Annotated in this window: 14 protein-coding genes; 7 read left to right on the top strand and 7 right to left on the bottom strand. The window is 69.7% G+C overall.

What is annotated here, in order from left to right; genetic code table 11:
• Window positions 1-75: 75 nt before the first annotated feature.
• The 3 genes from ATSB10_RS16215 to ATSB10_RS16205 all read left to right on the top strand — a co-directional run bounded on the left by ATSB10_RS16215 (window position 76) and on the right by ATSB10_RS16205 (window position 1,397).
• The gene (locus ATSB10_RS16215; protein ID WP_063673768.1) at window positions 76-309 is read left to right on the top strand and encodes a hypothetical protein; all 234 of its coding nucleotides are present in this window, start codon (window positions 76-78) and stop codon (window positions 307-309) included.
• 123 nt (window positions 310-432) lie between these two features.
• Window positions 433-798, top strand: a complete 366-nt coding sequence (locus ATSB10_RS16210) for a hypothetical protein (protein WP_157469325.1) — start codon at window positions 433-435, stop codon at window positions 796-798.
• A 59-nt stretch (window positions 799-857) separates the two neighbouring features.
• Window positions 858-1,397, top strand: coding sequence for a hypothetical protein (locus ATSB10_RS16205; RefSeq protein WP_063673766.1), 540 nt, complete (start codon window positions 858-860; stop codon window positions 1,395-1,397).
• A 21-nt stretch (window positions 1,398-1,418) separates the two neighbouring features.
• On the opposite strand, the gene ATSB10_RS16200 is transcribed toward ATSB10_RS16205, so the two are convergent.
• Window positions 1,419-2,840: an FAD-dependent oxidoreductase gene (locus tag ATSB10_RS16200; RefSeq protein WP_063673765.1), complete on the bottom strand. Its 1,422-nt coding sequence runs from the start codon at window positions 2,838-2,840 to the stop codon at window positions 1,419-1,421.
• Window positions 2,841-2,940: 100 nt separating this feature from the next.
• Window positions 2,941-7,386 (bottom strand): glutamate synthase large subunit, encoded by a 4,446-nt coding sequence (gltB, locus tag ATSB10_RS16195; RefSeq protein WP_157469323.1) that lies wholly within the window; start codon window positions 7,384-7,386, stop codon window positions 2,941-2,943.
• A gap of 237 nt (window positions 7,387-7,623) precedes the next feature.
• Between gltB and ATSB10_RS16190 the strand changes: the two genes are divergently transcribed.
• Together ATSB10_RS16190 and ATSB10_RS16185 are read left to right on the top strand one after the other, a co-directional pair.
• A complete protein-coding gene (locus ATSB10_RS16190; protein ID WP_063673764.1) occupies window positions 7,624-8,814 on the top strand; it encodes a murein hydrolase activator EnvC family protein in 1,191 nt (396 codons plus the stop codon).
• A 121-nt stretch (window positions 8,815-8,935) separates the two neighbouring features.
• Window positions 8,936-10,282 (top strand): S41 family peptidase, encoded by a 1,347-nt coding sequence (locus ATSB10_RS16185; RefSeq protein WP_063673763.1) that lies wholly within the window; start codon window positions 8,936-8,938, stop codon window positions 10,280-10,282.
• 10 nt (window positions 10,283-10,292) lie between these two features.
• Here ATSB10_RS16185 and ATSB10_RS16180 read toward each other — a convergent pair whose 3' ends face one another.
• The 5 genes from ATSB10_RS16180 to ATSB10_RS16160 all read right to left on the bottom strand — a co-directional run bounded on the left by ATSB10_RS16180 (window position 10,293) and on the right by ATSB10_RS16160 (window position 12,995).
• Window positions 10,293-10,760 carry a cupin domain-containing protein gene (locus ATSB10_RS16180; protein ID WP_063673762.1) on the bottom strand — a complete coding sequence of 156 codons (468 nt, stop codon included), beginning with the start codon at window positions 10,758-10,760 and terminating at the stop codon, window positions 10,293-10,295.
• A gap of 4 nt (window positions 10,761-10,764) precedes the next feature.
• Window positions 10,765-11,529, bottom strand: coding sequence for a twin-arginine translocase subunit TatC (tatC, locus tag ATSB10_RS16175; RefSeq protein ID WP_063673761.1), 765 nt, complete (start codon window positions 11,527-11,529; stop codon window positions 10,765-10,767).
• Entirely contained in the window at window positions 11,516-11,968 is a 453-nt protein-coding gene (gene tatB / locus ATSB10_RS16170; protein ID WP_063673760.1) for a Sec-independent protein translocase protein TatB, read from the bottom strand. Before tatB ends, tatC begins: the two co-directional genes overlap by 14 nt.
• A gap of 21 nt (window positions 11,969-11,989) precedes the next feature.
• On the bottom strand, window positions 11,990-12,241 hold the full coding sequence (gene tatA, locus ATSB10_RS16165) for a twin-arginine translocase TatA/TatE family subunit (protein ID WP_063673759.1): 252 nt from the start codon (window positions 12,239-12,241) through the stop codon (window positions 11,990-11,992).
• Window positions 12,242-12,305: 64 nt separating this feature from the next.
• Entirely contained in the window at window positions 12,306-12,995 is a 690-nt protein-coding gene (locus ATSB10_RS16160; protein ID WP_063673758.1) for a lipid-binding SYLF domain-containing protein, read from the bottom strand.
• 117 nt (window positions 12,996-13,112) lie between these two features.
• On the opposite strand from ATSB10_RS16160, the gene hemH reads away from it, so the two are divergent.
• Window positions 13,113-14,231 carry a ferrochelatase gene (gene hemH / locus ATSB10_RS16155; protein WP_063673757.1) on the top strand — a complete coding sequence of 373 codons (1,119 nt, stop codon included), beginning with the start codon at window positions 13,113-13,115 and terminating at the stop codon, window positions 14,229-14,231.
• Entirely contained in the window at window positions 14,228-15,079 is an 852-nt protein-coding gene (locus ATSB10_RS16150) for an alpha/beta fold hydrolase (protein WP_063673756.1), read from the top strand. The genes hemH and ATSB10_RS16150 overlap by 4 nt, the downstream gene beginning before the upstream one ends.
• Window positions 15,080-15,100 lie beyond the last annotated feature (21 nt).

The raw sequence follows: 15,100 nt of genomic DNA, 5'->3' as shown, positions 1-15,100 counted from the left end.
TTCTCGGCCAGCTGGCGAGGCTTAGCCAGACGGTCGAGGTGTCTGGGGGGCATACACATGCGATGGACACCGTGGATGACGATGCTGCTTGCGCTGGGGACAGCGCTGCCCGGGGCAGTTCGCGCCAAGGACGAAGCGGCCTGGCGCCGGGCTCAGGTGACCGCGGCGGAACTCTCCGAACGGATCATGGCCTCGGCGATGCGCCGCAAGACTCTGCTCGGCGAGCACCGCGTGATGATGGACGCCGCGGCCAACGCGCAGGCGGATGACCGTGCCTTCAACGTGATCTTCAGCCAATACCTGAGCTGATTCCAGACATACGTCGGTGACTACCCGGGTGCCGCGGCCAGTTACTCGATCACACAGCCGGCGCAGGCGGATGACGCACCCTCGCCACTCACCGCAGGCTGGACCGCCCAGCCCGCCACCGAGGTGCTGACTCGCTTGGTGCACGGCCGGCAGGTGGTGTTCTTCAACGAAGCACACAACCTACCGCTGACCCGCACGCTGACCGTGGCCATGCTACCGGCACTGCGCCGCGAGGGCTTCGACTACCTGGCGGTGGAGACACTCTACGACGATGACACCCATCTGGCCCGGCGCGGCTATCCGACAGCCCTCAGTGGTTTCTACATCAACGAGCCGATCTACGGCGAAATGGTGCGCAGCGCGCTGAAACTGGGCTTCAAGGTGGTGGCCTACGAGTCTGACCAGCCGGGCACGCCGGACGCGCGCGAGCGGGCGCAGGCCCACAATCTCGTCGCGCGCATCTTCCGCAAGGCCCCCAAGGCCCGGTAGTACTGAACGCCGGCTACGCGCACATCCAGAAGCAAGGGCCTTACCTCGGCGGGCGAAGCATGGCCGAGTATTTCCAGTCGATCACCGGCATCGAGCCGCTGTCGATCGAGCAGGCCATGATGATTCCCCATCCGGAGCCCGACAGCGACCATCGCTGGTACAGCGCGGTGATGCAAGCAAAACGGCCAGATGTACCGTTCGTATTCGTCGGAGTCGGCGGCAAGGTGTGGTCGCTACGTGACGGTTACGACGCCAGTGTGTTCTTCCCGCCGGTGAAAATGCGCCGCGAGCGGCCCACCTGGCTTGAGCTGCTCGGCCTGCGCCGCCCCATGTTCATCAGCGGCAAGACCCTGTGCGACGACACTTGGCCCTGCCTGGTCGAGGCACTGTACGCGGACGAGGGTGACAACGCAGTGGCCGCCGACCGCGTGCTGTTCGACCCGCCACCAAATCCGCCGCCGCTGCACGACCGGTTGCGCTCGCTGCGTGGCGCCACCCAGGCCGAGCTCTACCTGCGGCCGGGCAGCTACCGCCTGCGCGTGACCGCAGGCGACGGCACGCCGCAGGTGAAGCAGACCCTGCGGGTGCCGGCGCGCTGAGGTCCGCGGTTCGTTGCCTGATCAGGCGGCGACCGCAGCCTGGGCCAGCATCCGCGCGATCGACACGGCGGCCTCGCGACCGTCGTAGACCGCGCGCACCACCAGGTCGGCGCCACGCACGTTGTCGCCGCCGGCGAAGATCTGCGGGTTGGCCGTCTGCAGCGGCAGCGCGCCGTCGGCGCCGGTGACGACGCGGCCGTTGCGCTCGAGGGTGACGCCGTGCGCCTTCAGCCAGTCCGGCGGGCTGGGCAGGAAGCCGAACGACTGGATCACCACGTCGGCCTCGATCTCCGCCTCGCTGCCCGGCACGTTCTGCGGGCGCGGGCGGCCGTGGCCGTCGGCCACCAGCTCGGTGGCGATCACCCGCACGCCGCGCACGTGGCCATGGCCGTCGTCGAGGATTTCCAGCGGCTGGCGGTGGAACACGAACTCCACGCCTTCCTCGCGCGCATGCTTCACCTCGCGCGCGGAGCCCGGCATGCTCGCCTCGTCGCGGCGATAGACGCAGCTCACCGCCGAGGCGCCCAGGCGCACCGCGGTGCGCACGCAGTCCATGCCGGTATCGCCGCCGCCCAGCACCACCACGCGCTTGCCGTTGAGGTCGATCGGCGAGGGTTCGTCGCGCAGCAGGCGCTCGGTGTTGGCGATCAGGAACGGCAACGCGTCGTGCACGCCGTGCAGCGCTCGGCCCGGCAATTGCCCGTCGACGAAGGTGTAGGCGCCGGTGCCGACGAACACCGCGTCGTAGTCGTCCAACAGCTGGCCGAACTCGATGTCGCGCCCCACCTCCTTGCCGAGGTGGAAGACCACGCCCATCTCCTCCAACACGGCGCGGCGCGTGCGCACCACGTCCTTCTCCAGCTTGAACGGCGGGATGCCGAAGGTCAGCAGGCCGCCGATCTCGCTCTGCCGGTCGTACACGTCGGCGGCGATGCCGGCGCGGCGCAGGCGGTCGGCACAGGCCAGGCCGGCCGGGCCGGCGCCGACGATGGCGACACGCTTGCCGGTCTCGCGCACGTGGCTGAGGTCCGGACGCCAGCCCTGGCGCAGCGCCTCGTCGGTGATCCAGCGCTCGATGCTGCCGATGGTGACTGAGCCGAACGCGGTCTGCTCCAGCGTGCAGGCGCCTTCGCACAGACGGTCCTGCGGGCAGATGCGGCCGCAGATTTCCGGCAGCGGATTGGTCTCGTGCATCAGCGTGGCCGCTTCCATGATGCGGCCGTCCTGCACCAGCTTGAGCCAGTTCGGGATGTAGTTGTGCACCGGGCAGGCGTGCTCGCAGTACGGGTTGCCGCAGTCGATGCAGCGCCCCGCCTGGGCATCGGCCTGGCCGGCGTCGAAGCCGCCGGAGATCTCTCCATAGCCGAGCACGCGCACGTTGACCGGCACGGTGCGCGGCGGCTGTCGCGGCAGGTTGAGGAACTGGAAGGTCTTGTCGGTCATGCTTTGAACCTGGAAGTGAGTGCAGAGGAGTGAGAAGTGAGAGAGAGCATGTGGAGCGCGGATTTCTCTCGCTCCTCACTCCTCTCCCCTCGCTCCTGTTTCATGCTGCGCTCCGCAGCTCGTCGGCGAGCGCCGCCAGGCTCGCGGCCTTCGGCTTGACCAGCCAGAACTTGTACTGCAGGCCGCGGAAGTCGCGCAGGATCTGCCGCCCCCAGGCGCTGCCGGTGTATTCGACGTGGCGCATCACCAGACCGCGCAGGTGCTGCATGTAGTGCTCCATGCCCTCCGGCGAGATGCGCAGGATGTCGACCAGCTCATGGTTGTAGCAGTCGACGAAATCGCGCTCGAGGTCGAGCACGTAGGCAAAACCGCCGGTCATGCCGGCGCCGAAGTTGAGGCCGACCTTGCCGAGCACGGCGACCACGCCGCCGGTCATGTACTCGCAGCAGTGGTCGCCGGCGCCTTCCACCACGGCGAGTGCACCGGAGTTGCGCACCGCGAAGCGCTCGCCGGCGCGGCCGGCGGCGAACAGCTCACCGTCGGTGGCGCCATACAGGCAGGTGTTGCCGATGATCGCCGCGTCCTGGCTGGCGAACGGCGAATCGGCGGGTGGCCGCACGATGATCCGTCCGCCCGCCATGCCCTTGCCGACGCCGTCGTTGGCCTCGCCGGTCAGCTCGATGTGCACGCCGCCGGCGTTCCACGCGCCCAGGCTCTGGCCGGCGGCGCCGGTGAGCTTCAGCGTGATCGGCCGGTCGTCCATGCCGTGGTCGCCGAACAGCCGGGCGACGTCGCCGGACAACCGTGCACCGATGGCGCGGTCGGTGTTGACGATCGGGTAGGTGAGCGTGCCACCGCGGCGCGCCAGCACCGACTCGCGCGCGTCGGCACTGATCCGCGCGGCCAGCTCGGCCGGATCGCGCATCGGATTGCGCGGCAGGGTGCACGCGGTGTCGACACTGGCGCCGAGGCCGCGACCATCGGTGAGCGGCGTGAGGTCCAGCCGGTGCTGCACCGGCGTGGTGCCCTCGGCCTGCCTGAGCAGCTCGCTGCGACCGATCAGCTCGGCCAGCGAACGTACGCCCAGCCGCGCCAGGTGCACCCGCACGTCCTCGGCGATGAAGCGGAAGTAGTTCATCACCATCTCGGGCAGGCCGACGAAGTGGTCCTTGCGCAGCACCGGATGCTGCGTGGCCACGCCGGTGGCGCAGTTGTTGAGATGGCAGATGCGCAGGTACTTGCAGCCCAGCGCGACCATCGGGCCGGTGCCGAAGCCGAAGCTCTCCGCACCCAGCATCGCCGCCTTGATCACGTCCAGGCCGGTCTTCAGGCCGCCGTCGGTCTGCAGCCGCACGCGGCCGCGCAACTCGTTGCGGCGCAGGGTCTGCTGGGTCTCGGCCAGGCCGAGTTCCCACGGAGTTCCCGCGTATTTGATCGATGTCAGCGGGCTGGCGCCCGTCCCGCCGTCGTGGCCGGACACGGTGATCAGGTCCGCGCCGGCCTTCACCACGCCCGCGGCGACGGTGCCGACGCCGGCGTGCGACACCAGCTTCACCGAGACCAGCGCCTGCGGATTCACTTCCTTCAGGTCGTGGATCAGCTCGGCCAGGTCCTCGATCGAGTAGATGTCGTGGTGCGGCGGCGGCGAGATCAGGCCGATGCCGGGCTTGGCGTAGCGCAGGCGGGCGATGGTGGCGTCGACCTTGTGGCCGGGCAGCTGGCCGCCCTCGCCGGGCTTGGCGCCCTGGGCCACCTTGATCTGCAGCACCTCGGCATTGACCAGGTAATGCGGCGTGACGCCGAAGCGGCCGGAGGCGACCTGCTTGATCTTCGACATCTTCTCGGTGCCGTAGCGCGCCGGATCCTCGCCGCCCTCGCCCGAGTTGGAGCGCGCGCCGAGCCGGTTCATCGCGATCGCCAGCGCCTCGTGCGCCTCCGGCGACAGCGCGCCGAGCGACATGCCGGCCGAGTCGAAGCGCTTGAGGATGGACTCCACCGGCTCGACCTCGTCCAGCGGGATCGCCGCACCCAACGGCTGCGGCTGCAGCAGGTCGCGCAGCGCCGAGGGCGGCCGCTGGTCGACGTGGTCGGCGTAGATGCGGTAGTCGTCCGCGTTGCCGGTGCGCACCGCCAGCTGCAGGCTGCCGATCACGTCCGGGTTATACATGTGGTATTCCCCGCCGTGCACGTACTTGTACAGGCCGCCGGCGCGCAGCGGCAGCGCTTCGTCCCACGCTTCGGCGGCGAGCAGGCGCTGGTCGTGCTCCAGGTCTTCGAAGGTGGCGCCGCCGATGCGCGAGGGCGTGCCGGGAAAGCACAGGTCGACCACTTCCGTGGACAGGCCGACGATCTCGAACAGCTGCGCACCGCGGTAGCCGGCGATGGTCGAGATGCCCATCTTGGAGAGGATCTTCAACAGGCCCTTGCGGATGCCGCGGCGATAGCTGCGGCCCACCTCGGCGCGGTCGGCGTCGATGTGGCCCTGGCGGCCCAGCTCGAACAGGCTCTGGTAGGCCAGCCACGGGTAGATCGCGGTGGCGCCGTAGCCGATCAGGCAGGCGAACTGGTGCGGGTCGCGCGGGGTGGCGGTCTCCACGATCAGGTTGCACTGGCAGCGCAGGCCCTCGTCGATCAGATGCGCATGCACCGCACCGGTGGCCAGCAGCGCGTGGATCGGCAGCTTGTCGCGCTCGGGATAGCGGTCGCTGAGGAACACCAGCTGGTGACCGTCGCGCACCGCCTGCGCGGTCTCCCGGCACAGGCGGTGCAGCGCCTGTTCCAGGCCTTCCTCCGGCGCGTACATCAGGTCGAAGCGCGGGGTGCCGGCGAACTGCGGCAGCGCCAGCAGCTGACGCAGCTTGCGCTGGCTCAGCACCGGCGAATTGATCAGGGTCTGCTTCGCGTTCTCCGCCGACAGCTCGAACGGATTGCCCTCCGGACCGAGCTGGGTGACCAGCGACATCACCAGCTTCTCGCGCAGCGGGTCGATCGGCGGATTGGTGACCTGGGCGAAGGCCTGGCGGAATCTGTCGCACAACGGGCGCACCTGGCGCGACATCGCCGCAATCGGCGTGTCGTCGCCCATCGAGCCGGTGGCCTCGGCCTCCAGGTCGGCCATCACCTTGAGCACCGACTCGCGCTCCTCGCGGGTCAGGCCGTAGAGCTTCTGGTAGCGGTGCAGCTCGTCCGGCGGCAGCGGTTCGGCGGCCAGCGAGGGGTCGATCAGGTCCGACTCCAGGTAGCTGACGCCGGCGCGCAGCCAGTCGCGGAACGGCGCGCGCGAACGGTTGATCGCATCGATGTCGGCGTCGCGCAGCAGGCGGTGCGCCTTCAGGTCCACCGCGATCATCTCGCCCGGCGCCAGCCGGCCCTTGGCCACCACCTGGGCGGACGGCACGTCCCACAGGCCGGCCTCGGACGCGACGATCAGGTGGTTGTCGGCCGACAGCGCCCAGCGCGCCGGGCGCAGGCCGTTGCGGTCCAGCGTGCAGGCGGCGTACTGGCCGTCGCACATCACCAGGCCGGCCGGACCGTCCCAGGGCTCGGAATGCAGCGCGTAGTACTCGTAGAACGCGGCGAGGTCCTCGTCGATGCCCTCGCGCGCGGCGAACGCCGGCGGCACCAGCACGCGCATCGCCGCGAGCATGTCCAGCCCGCCGGCGAGCAATACTTCCAGCGCGTTGTCCAGACTTTCGGAATCCGAGCCGGTCTGGCGCACCAGCGGCCCGATGTCGCTCAGGTCGACCCGCGGCGAACGCAGGATCGCCTCGCGCGCCTGCATCCAGCGCCGGTTGGCGCGGATGGTGTTGATCTCGCCGTTGTGCGCCAGCAGCCGGAACGGCTGCGCCAGCCGCCACTGCGGCATGGTGTTGGTGGAGAAGCGCTGGTGGAACACCACCGCGTCGGAGGTCAGCGCGGCGTGCTGCAGGTCCGGGTAGACCTCGCGCAGCCGGCCCGGCGCGGCCATCGCCTTGTAGCCGACCACGTCGGCCGCCAGCGTGATCACGTAGAAGTGCTCGTCGTTGCGCAGGGCGTGTTCGGCGCGGCGGCGTGCGCGGAACAGCGCCAGCTCGAATGCCTCCTCGGCCATGCCTTCGCCCGGCTCGACGAAGATCTGCCGCACGCGCGGCTGTGCCGCCGCGGCGAGCGGCCCGCAGGCCTCCGCATTCACCGCCACCTCGCGCCAGCCGGCGGTCTCCACACCCTCCTCGCGCAGGCTGCGCTCCAGCTGCACCGCCGCCGCATCGCCACCGGCCGGGTCGAGGAACACCACGCCCGCAGCGAAACGCTCGCCGAGCGCGATACCGGCCGCCTTGGCCAGCGCGCGCAGCCACGGTTGCGGGCGATGGATCAGCACGCCGCAGCCGTCGCCGCTGACGCCGTCGGCGTTCACGCCGCCGCGATGGGAAAGTTTGGCCAGCGCCTCGAAAGCCGTATCCACCACCCAGGCGCTGGCGCGCCCGTCCACGTTCGACACCAGGCCGAAGCCACAGCTGTCGTGTTCGAAACTCGCGTCGTACAAGCCCGGGGTGGTGTGTTGTCGCAAGGGTGCCTTCCTCTCTCGATTCGCCAGTTGGAACGGTGGGAGACAGCAAAGCCTGCGGCGCACGCGCCGCAGGCGATTGACAAGACGTGCCCCCCGACTGTACGCACAAATGACGCGCCGCGTCAAAGGCATTTGGGCGTCTAAACGTAAAAACGCGATCGCCGGTCGCAAGGTGTTCCGGATCGGTCCGACCCGGCCGGCTCGCCGCGGTCATGGCGCTCGGTGATAATCGGCCGTATGCCCAACACCGCCCGACGCCACCTGCCCCTGCTGCCGCTGCTCGCCGGCCTCCTCCTGCTCCCCACCCCGCCTGCGCTGGCCCATGCCAGCCGGCAGAGCGCGACCGAAAAAGCCCAGGCAGAACAACGGCTGGATGACGTGCGCAGCCGCATGGAAGCGCTGACCAAGAGCCGCGAACAGACCGCTGGCGAGCGCGACAGGATCAACGCCGAACTGGCCCGGCGGGCCCGTGCGCTGGCGGCGGCGGCGAGCGCGGTCCGCGCCACCGAGCAGCAGATCGCGGCCAAGCAAAAGGACCTGGAACAGTTGCAACAGCAACGATCCCAATTGCAGGGCAAGCTCGACCGGCAGAAGGCGGCGATCGCCGAGCTACTGCGCGCCACCTATGCGCTCGGCCAGGGCTCCGACCTGCGCCTGCTGCTCGGCGACGAGGACGTGGCGCGCATCGCCCGGTCGCTGGCCTATTCGAAGTATTTCCAGCAGGACCGGCTGCAGCGCGTGCAACAGTTGATGGCCGACCTCGCCAAACTGCAGTCGCTGCAGGACGCCATCACGCAGGAACAGCAGGCGCTGGAAGCCACGCGCGCGCAGCAGGCCGAGCAGGCCAGGGCGCTGGGCGCGCGCCGCGCCGAACAGAAGAAGCTGGCCGACGCCATCGATGCCACCTACCGCAATGAAGGCGATCGGCTGGCCGCACTGAAGCAGGACGAGCGTTCCCTGACCTCGCTGGTCAACAAGCTGCAGGCGGCGATCGACAAGGCGGCTCGCGAGGCCGAGCGACGCGGCGGCGGGCATGCCGGCCCGGGTGGCGGCAGGGGGCCGGTGCTGGCGAACATCCGCGGCAGCCTGCCCTGGCCGGCGCCCGGCGAGGTGCACAGCTACGGCAACGGCGTGCTGATCCGCGCCCCGGGCGGCAGCGAGGTGCATGCGGTGGCGAAGGGGCGGGTGGTCTACGCCAACTTCCTGCGCGGCTACGGCATGCTGGTGATCCTCGACCATGGCGGCGGCTGGATGAGCATGTACGGCAACAACGAAGCGCTGCTGCACCGGGTCGGCGACACCGTGGAGGCCGGCGAAGCGGTCGGTACCGCCATGGCACCGACCGGCGTCAACACCGGCGCCTACTTCGAGCTGCGCCACGCCAACAAGCCGGTCGACCCGCGCAGCTGGCTGGCCCGTCATCGTTGACGCCGCGCCAGCCGGCGCGCAGGCTGGCCGGCGCGACGTGCGACGGAATTTCCGCCCCGCTTTCGTGGTCCAATCGGGAACGCGCGAAGCGCCCCCAAGCCTGGTACTCCGGAGTCCCCCGATGCGTGTTTCCCCCTACGGCCTGATCGCCCTGCTGCTGCTCGCCCCGACCGCCTGGGGCCAGGCTGCCCCTGCCGCGGCCGCCAGCAGCGATGCGCCCGCCGCGGCCAGCTCGGCGGCGGGGAACGACCCGGTCGATCTCGAGGACATCCGCAACTTCAGCCGGGTCTACGAAGTAGTGCGGCAGGCCTACGTGGAGAAGGTGGACAACAAGACGCTGATGAAGGCGGCGATCACCGGCATGCTGGCCGGCCTCGACCCGCACAGCGAGTACCTGGACAAGGAAGGCCTCGCCGAACTCAACGAGGACACCACCGGTGCCTACAGCGGCCTGGGCATCGAAGTGATCGAGGACGGCGACACGCTGCGCATCGTCGCACCGATCGACGACACCCCGGCCTCCCGTGCAGGCATCAAGCCGGGTGACGTGATCGTCAAGATCGACGGCAAGCTGGTCACCGACGAGAACATCGACAAGATGTTCAAGGACCTGCGTGGCGCACCGGGCACCAAGATCACCCTGACCATCGTCCACGAAAACAGCGACAAGCTGATCGACCTGCCGCTGGTGCGCGAGAAGATCTCGGTACCCAGCGTCCGGGTCCGCGAGATCGAGCCCGGCTACGCCTACATCCGCATCAGCCAGTTCCAGGAAGACACCGCGCCCGACCTGGAGAAGAAGCTCGGCGAGCTGATCGCCAAGCACGGCCAGCCGAAGGGCGCGATCCTCGATCTGCGCTCCAACCCGGGCGGCCTGCTGACCTCGGCGGTGGCGGTCAGCGACGATTTCCTGAACTCCGGCACCATCGTCACCACCAAGGGGCGACTGGCCGACGCAAACATGAACTTCAGCGCGCATCCGGGCGACCTGCTCGACGGTGCGCCGCTGGTGCTGCTGGTGGACAACGGCACCGCCTCGGCCGCCGAGATCGTCTCCGGCGCGCTGAAGGACAACCATCGCGCGCTGGTCGTCGGGCGCCGCACCTTCGGCAAGGGGGTGGTGCAGACCGTACTGCCGCTGGATGCCACCCACGCGGTGAAGATCACCACGGCGCGCTACTACACGCCCAACGGCACCTCGATCCAGGCCGAGGGAATCAAGCCGGACATCGCACTGGCCGACCTCACCGTGCGCAAGGCCGACAGCGCGCCGCAGCTGATCAGCTCCGAGGCGGACCTCAGCCACCACCTGGCGAACGAGGACGGCAGCAACGGCAAGGACATCAACAACGACGGCAGCGCCGAGAACGCCAAGCTGGCGACCAAGGACTACGCCCTTTCGCAGGCGATGAACGTGCTCAAGGGCCTGGCACTGAATCGTCCGGCTGCCTCGCCCGCATCGCGCTGAGGGCAGCCGGTCAACGCCGGATCTGCGGTGCCAGCTCGCCCAGCCGCGCCGCCAGCGCGGGATCGTCGAGCAGGGTGAAGCCGGCGAACTCGAACGCCGGCGCCACCAGACAGGTGCACAGCGTGTAATCGCCCAGCGGCCGGGCCGCCTGCCAGGCCCCCGCAGGCACCACGTGGACGGGCCCGGCGACGCCGTGCTCGCGCCCGAGCGGACCGAGCCACAGACATTCCAGGCGGTCCTCCGCGGGGAAATAGACCAGCAGCTCCAGCGGATCGCCCTCGACGAAATGCCAGGCCTCGTGGGCATCGACCCGATGCCAGGTGCTCTGCTCGCCCGCAGCGAGCAGGAACTGGATCGCGCTGAGAGGCGGTCGCTCGCCGACGGACGCAGCGGCGGTGTGGATGCGACGGAAGTATCCACCCTCGACATGCGGGCCGAGCGCGAGCTGCCCGATCAGCTGCGCCGCACGCGGATGCATGCGATCAGGCAGCCTTGTCCGCCGGCGCCTTCGGCTGCGGCTTGAGCAGCCAGGCCACCGCCAGGATGCCCAGCTCGTAGAGCAGGCACATCGGCACGGCCAGCATGATCATCGAGGTGATGTCCGGCGGCGTGATGAAGGCAGCGACGGCGAAGGCGCCGACGATCGCGTAGCGACGCCCGCTGCGCAGCTTGTCCAGGCTCACCAGGCCGATCGCGGCAAGAATCACCACCGCCACCGGCACCTCGAAGCACAGGCCGAAGGCGAAGAACATCAGCATCACGAAATCGAGGTAGTGGCTGATGTCGGTCATCATCTCCACACCCTCGGGCGTCACCGCGGCGAGGAAGCGGAACGCCGCCGGCAGCACCAGGAAATAGGCGAACGCGCAGCCCATGTAGAACAGCACCAGCGCGGCGCCCAGCAGCGGGCGCGCCAGCCGCTTCTCGTGCTTGTACAGCCCCGGGCTGACGAAGGCCCACAACTGGTAAAGGATCATCGGCATCGAGATGAACAGCGCCGCATAGAACGCCAGCTTCAACGGCGTCACGAACGGGCTGGCCACCTCGGTGGCGATCAGGTGGGCGCCGTGCGGCAGGCGCGCGACCAGCGGCGCGGCCAGCTCGGTGTAGAGATGGTTGGCCACCGGCACCAGCGCCAGCAGCACCAGCAGCACGGTGACGCTGGCGCGCACGATGCGCGAACGCAGCTCCAGCAGGTGCGAGAACAGCCCCTGTTCGAGGTCGATCGATTCGTCAGCCTTGGCCACGCGGCACCTCGTCGTGCGGATCCGGCGGTGGCGTGGACGGCGCCTCCCCGGGCTTGCCGGTCATCAGCGTCGCATCCGTCGGATTCGGTACGGCGGCGACCGCCGGCGGCTCAGCGGCCGGGGCGTCGGCCTGTGCCAGCGTAGAGACGTCCGCCGCCGCCTGCCCCGCCTTGCGCGCCGTCTCATCGACCCGCGCCTGCACCTGGTCGAGTTTGGCCTGGGCCGCCTCGGCCTGCGCGGCGGCCTCGCGTGCGGCGCGGCGGATCTCCTCCACCTGCAGCTCGCGCTCGACCTCGGCACGCACGCTGTCCCAGCCCGAGCGCAGTCGTCGCAGCAGGGTGCCGGCGGTACGCGCGGCCACCGGCAGCTTCTCCGGTCCGAGCACGATCAACGCGATGACGGCAAGCAGCAGCAGCTTGCCGAAGCTGATCTCGATCATGGCCGCACGCCGTCGACGTGCTTACTTGGCGTCGCTGGAGTCGCGCTGACTCTGCGTCGTGCCGGCGTTGGTCGACGATGGCGGCGGGTCGGCCCGCAGGCGCTCGTCATCCTGGCGCGCCTTGGCATCGGCATCGGACGCATCGTCGCCGTTCAGTCCCTTCTTGAAATCGCGGATCGCGCCACCGAGGTCCGAGCCGACGTTGCGCAGCTTGCCGGTGCCGAAAATCACCACGACCACGATAAGCAGGATGATGAGATGCCAGATGCTCATGATGTCCTCAGGAAGCCCAACCGTTGGGAGGGCGGACCCCGCAGGGCGGGATCGCGCCGTCCGATCAGCGGGAAGTGTACTCCTCCAGGCGGTCGCGGAAATCGACCACCGGACCGGGCACGTTGCTGACGCCGCCCTCGAAGATGCGCCGCGGGGTGATGCCGGCACCGTACACGGCGGCATTGGCGTCGTAGTCGATGCGCAGCGCCGAACCGTCCAGTGCCACGCCGGCGAAGAGGCCGCGAGAGCGCGAATAGGAGTAGATCTCGGCCTTCATCTGGCTGTCGGTCGAGGCGCTGGCGGTGCGACCGACCGGGCCGGCAGCGGCCGACGCGTCGGCACCGAGGGTGAACTTGCCGTTGACGATGGAATCCACGCCACGCTGGGTGCGGAAGACCAGGATCACGTCGGTCGAGGACACGCCGGCCTGGAAGCCGATGCTGCCGCCGGTCATGGTGATGAAGCTGGGATTGGACCAGGTGCCGTCGCGGGTCTTCACCGAGATCAGGCCTTCGCCGCGGCGACCGCCGAAGATGAAGCCGGCCTTGACCATGTCGGGAATGACCGCGATCGCCTTGGCATCGCGCAGCAGATCCTGCGGAATCGCCTTGTCCGGCGCCTGCATGATCTCGTTGAGCACGCGCACGGCGTTGTGCGCACGGTCCAGCGGGGCGTCCTCGGCGCGCACGGCCATCGCCGGCAGCAGCAGGACCAGGGCAAGCAGCGACCATCGACGCAGGGAAGCTTTCAGCATGGGGTGGCTCCGCAATTTCTTGAAGGTTGGGGTGACGATCGTGCGGTCGCGGACCTGGCGGGCCGGAGCCGGCCCTGTGGCAGACTGGACGGCCCTTCCAGACCGACGCCGACGCACATGAGCCGCCACTATACCGGCCTGGCCGGATACGCCCACGACCAGCCGCCCAAGGCTGGCGTATTGCTGGTGAACCTTGGCACACCGGAAGCACCGACGGCTGCCGCCGTGCGCCCCTACCTGGCGGAATTCCTCGGCGACCCGCGCGTCATCGAGTACCCCCGCTGGCTGTGGTGGCTGATCCTGCACGGCGTCATCCTGCGCGTGCGCCCCAAGCGCTCGGCCCATGCCTATGCGCGCATCTGGACCGAGCACGGCTCGCCGCTGCGTACCGGCAGCGAGGGACTGGCCCGCGCGTTGCAGTCGGAACTGGCCGGGCGGCTGCCCGGGCCGGTGCGGGTCGACCTGGCGATGCGCTACGGCCGCCCCTCGGTGCGCGAGCGGATCGAGGCGATGCAGCGCGAAGGGGTCCGCCGCCTGCTGGTGCTGCCGCTGTATCCGCAATATTCCGCGACCTCCACCGGCTCGGTGATCGACGCGGTGGCCGATACGCTGAAGACGCTGCGCTGGCCGCCCGAGCTGCGGTTGGTCAACGACTACCACGACCAGCCCGAGCACATAGACGCGCTGGCGCGCAGCATCGAGGCGTTCTGGGCCCAGCGCGGCCGCGGCGACAAGCTGCTGCTGTCGTTCCATGGCATCCCCGAGCGCTACCTGCGCGCAGGCGACCCATACTTCTGCCAGTGCCACGCCACCGCGCGACTGCTGCGCGAAAAGCTCGGGCTGGACGAGGAACAGATGCTGGTGAGCTTCCAGTCGCGCGTCGGCCGCGAGCGCTGGCTGCATCCGTACACCGACGAAACGGTGAAGCGGCTGGCCAGGGAAGGCGTGAAGAGGCTCGACGTGATCTCGCCCGGCTTCGCCGTGGACTGCCTGGAGACGCTGGAGGAGATCGCGATGCAGAACCGCGAGTTCTTCCTCGCCGGCGGCGGCACCGACCTGCGCTACATCCCCGCGCTCAACGATTCGCCCGACCAGGTGAAGGCAATCGCCGGGCTGGTGCTGCGCCATGCGCAGGGCTGGCCGGAATTCGCGCCGGACTACGACGCCAAGGCCGCGCTGCTGCGCCAGAACGCGGCCAAGGCCCGCGCCGACGCGATGGGCGGTCGCACCGGATGAGCGTCGCCGAACCGCCGCGCGAACGGCGCATCACCCTGCCCGCGCTTTCCCTCGCCGCGCAGTGCTGGGGCGACGAGCGCCTGCCGCCGCTGCTCGCCCTGCACGGCTGGCTGGACAATGCCGGCAGCTTCGCCCGGCTGGCGCCGCACCTGGCCGCGCGCCATCACCTGATCGCGCTGGACCTGCCCGGCCACGGGCATTCCGACCACCTGGCCGAAGGCGCCAGCTACCACTGGCCCGAATACGTGCGCGCCGTGCTCGCCGCCGCCGACGCGCTGGGACTGGCCCACTTCACCCTGCTCGGCCATTCGCTCGGCGCCGGCATCGCCTCGATGGTCGCCGCGGCACGGCCGGAGCGGATCGAGCGACTGCTGCTGATCGAGGGCCTGGGCCTGCTCGGCGACGACGGCACGCAGACCCTGCAGCGCTTTCGCAACGCGCTTGCCGCGGAGGCTGGCGGCAAGCCGCTGCGCACCTTCGCCAGCATCGAGCAGGCGATCAGTGCACGAACCCTCGCCACCGGCCTGCCCGCCGACCAGGCCCGGCCGATCATCGAGCGGGCCGTTCGCGCGGTCGACGGTGGCTGGCAGTGGCGCAGCGATCCGCGGATCAACCGCCTCACGCCGATGCGCTTGGCCGAAAGCCAGATCCATGCGCTGCTCGCCGGCATCGAGGCGCCGACGCGCCTGCTGCTGGCCGAGCCGGCCACCTCCTACCTGCCCAGCGAACCGATGCAGCGGCGTGCGCAGTGCGTGCGCGCGATCCGCGTCACGCACCTGGCCGGCGGGCACCATCTGCAGCTGGAGCATCCGGAGGCCGTGGCAGATTGGGCCTCGGATCGGAAGTGAGTAGAGCGGAGTGAGAGAAAG

The organism is Dyella thiooxydans, from assembly GCF_001641285.1.
In the GTDB taxonomy this organism is placed as follows: Bacteria; Pseudomonadota; Gammaproteobacteria; order Xanthomonadales; family Rhodanobacteraceae; genus Dyella_A; species Dyella_A thiooxydans.
Note: the sequence above shows the minus strand (reverse complement) of the source record. Positions and strands in the feature narration are given on the sequence as shown.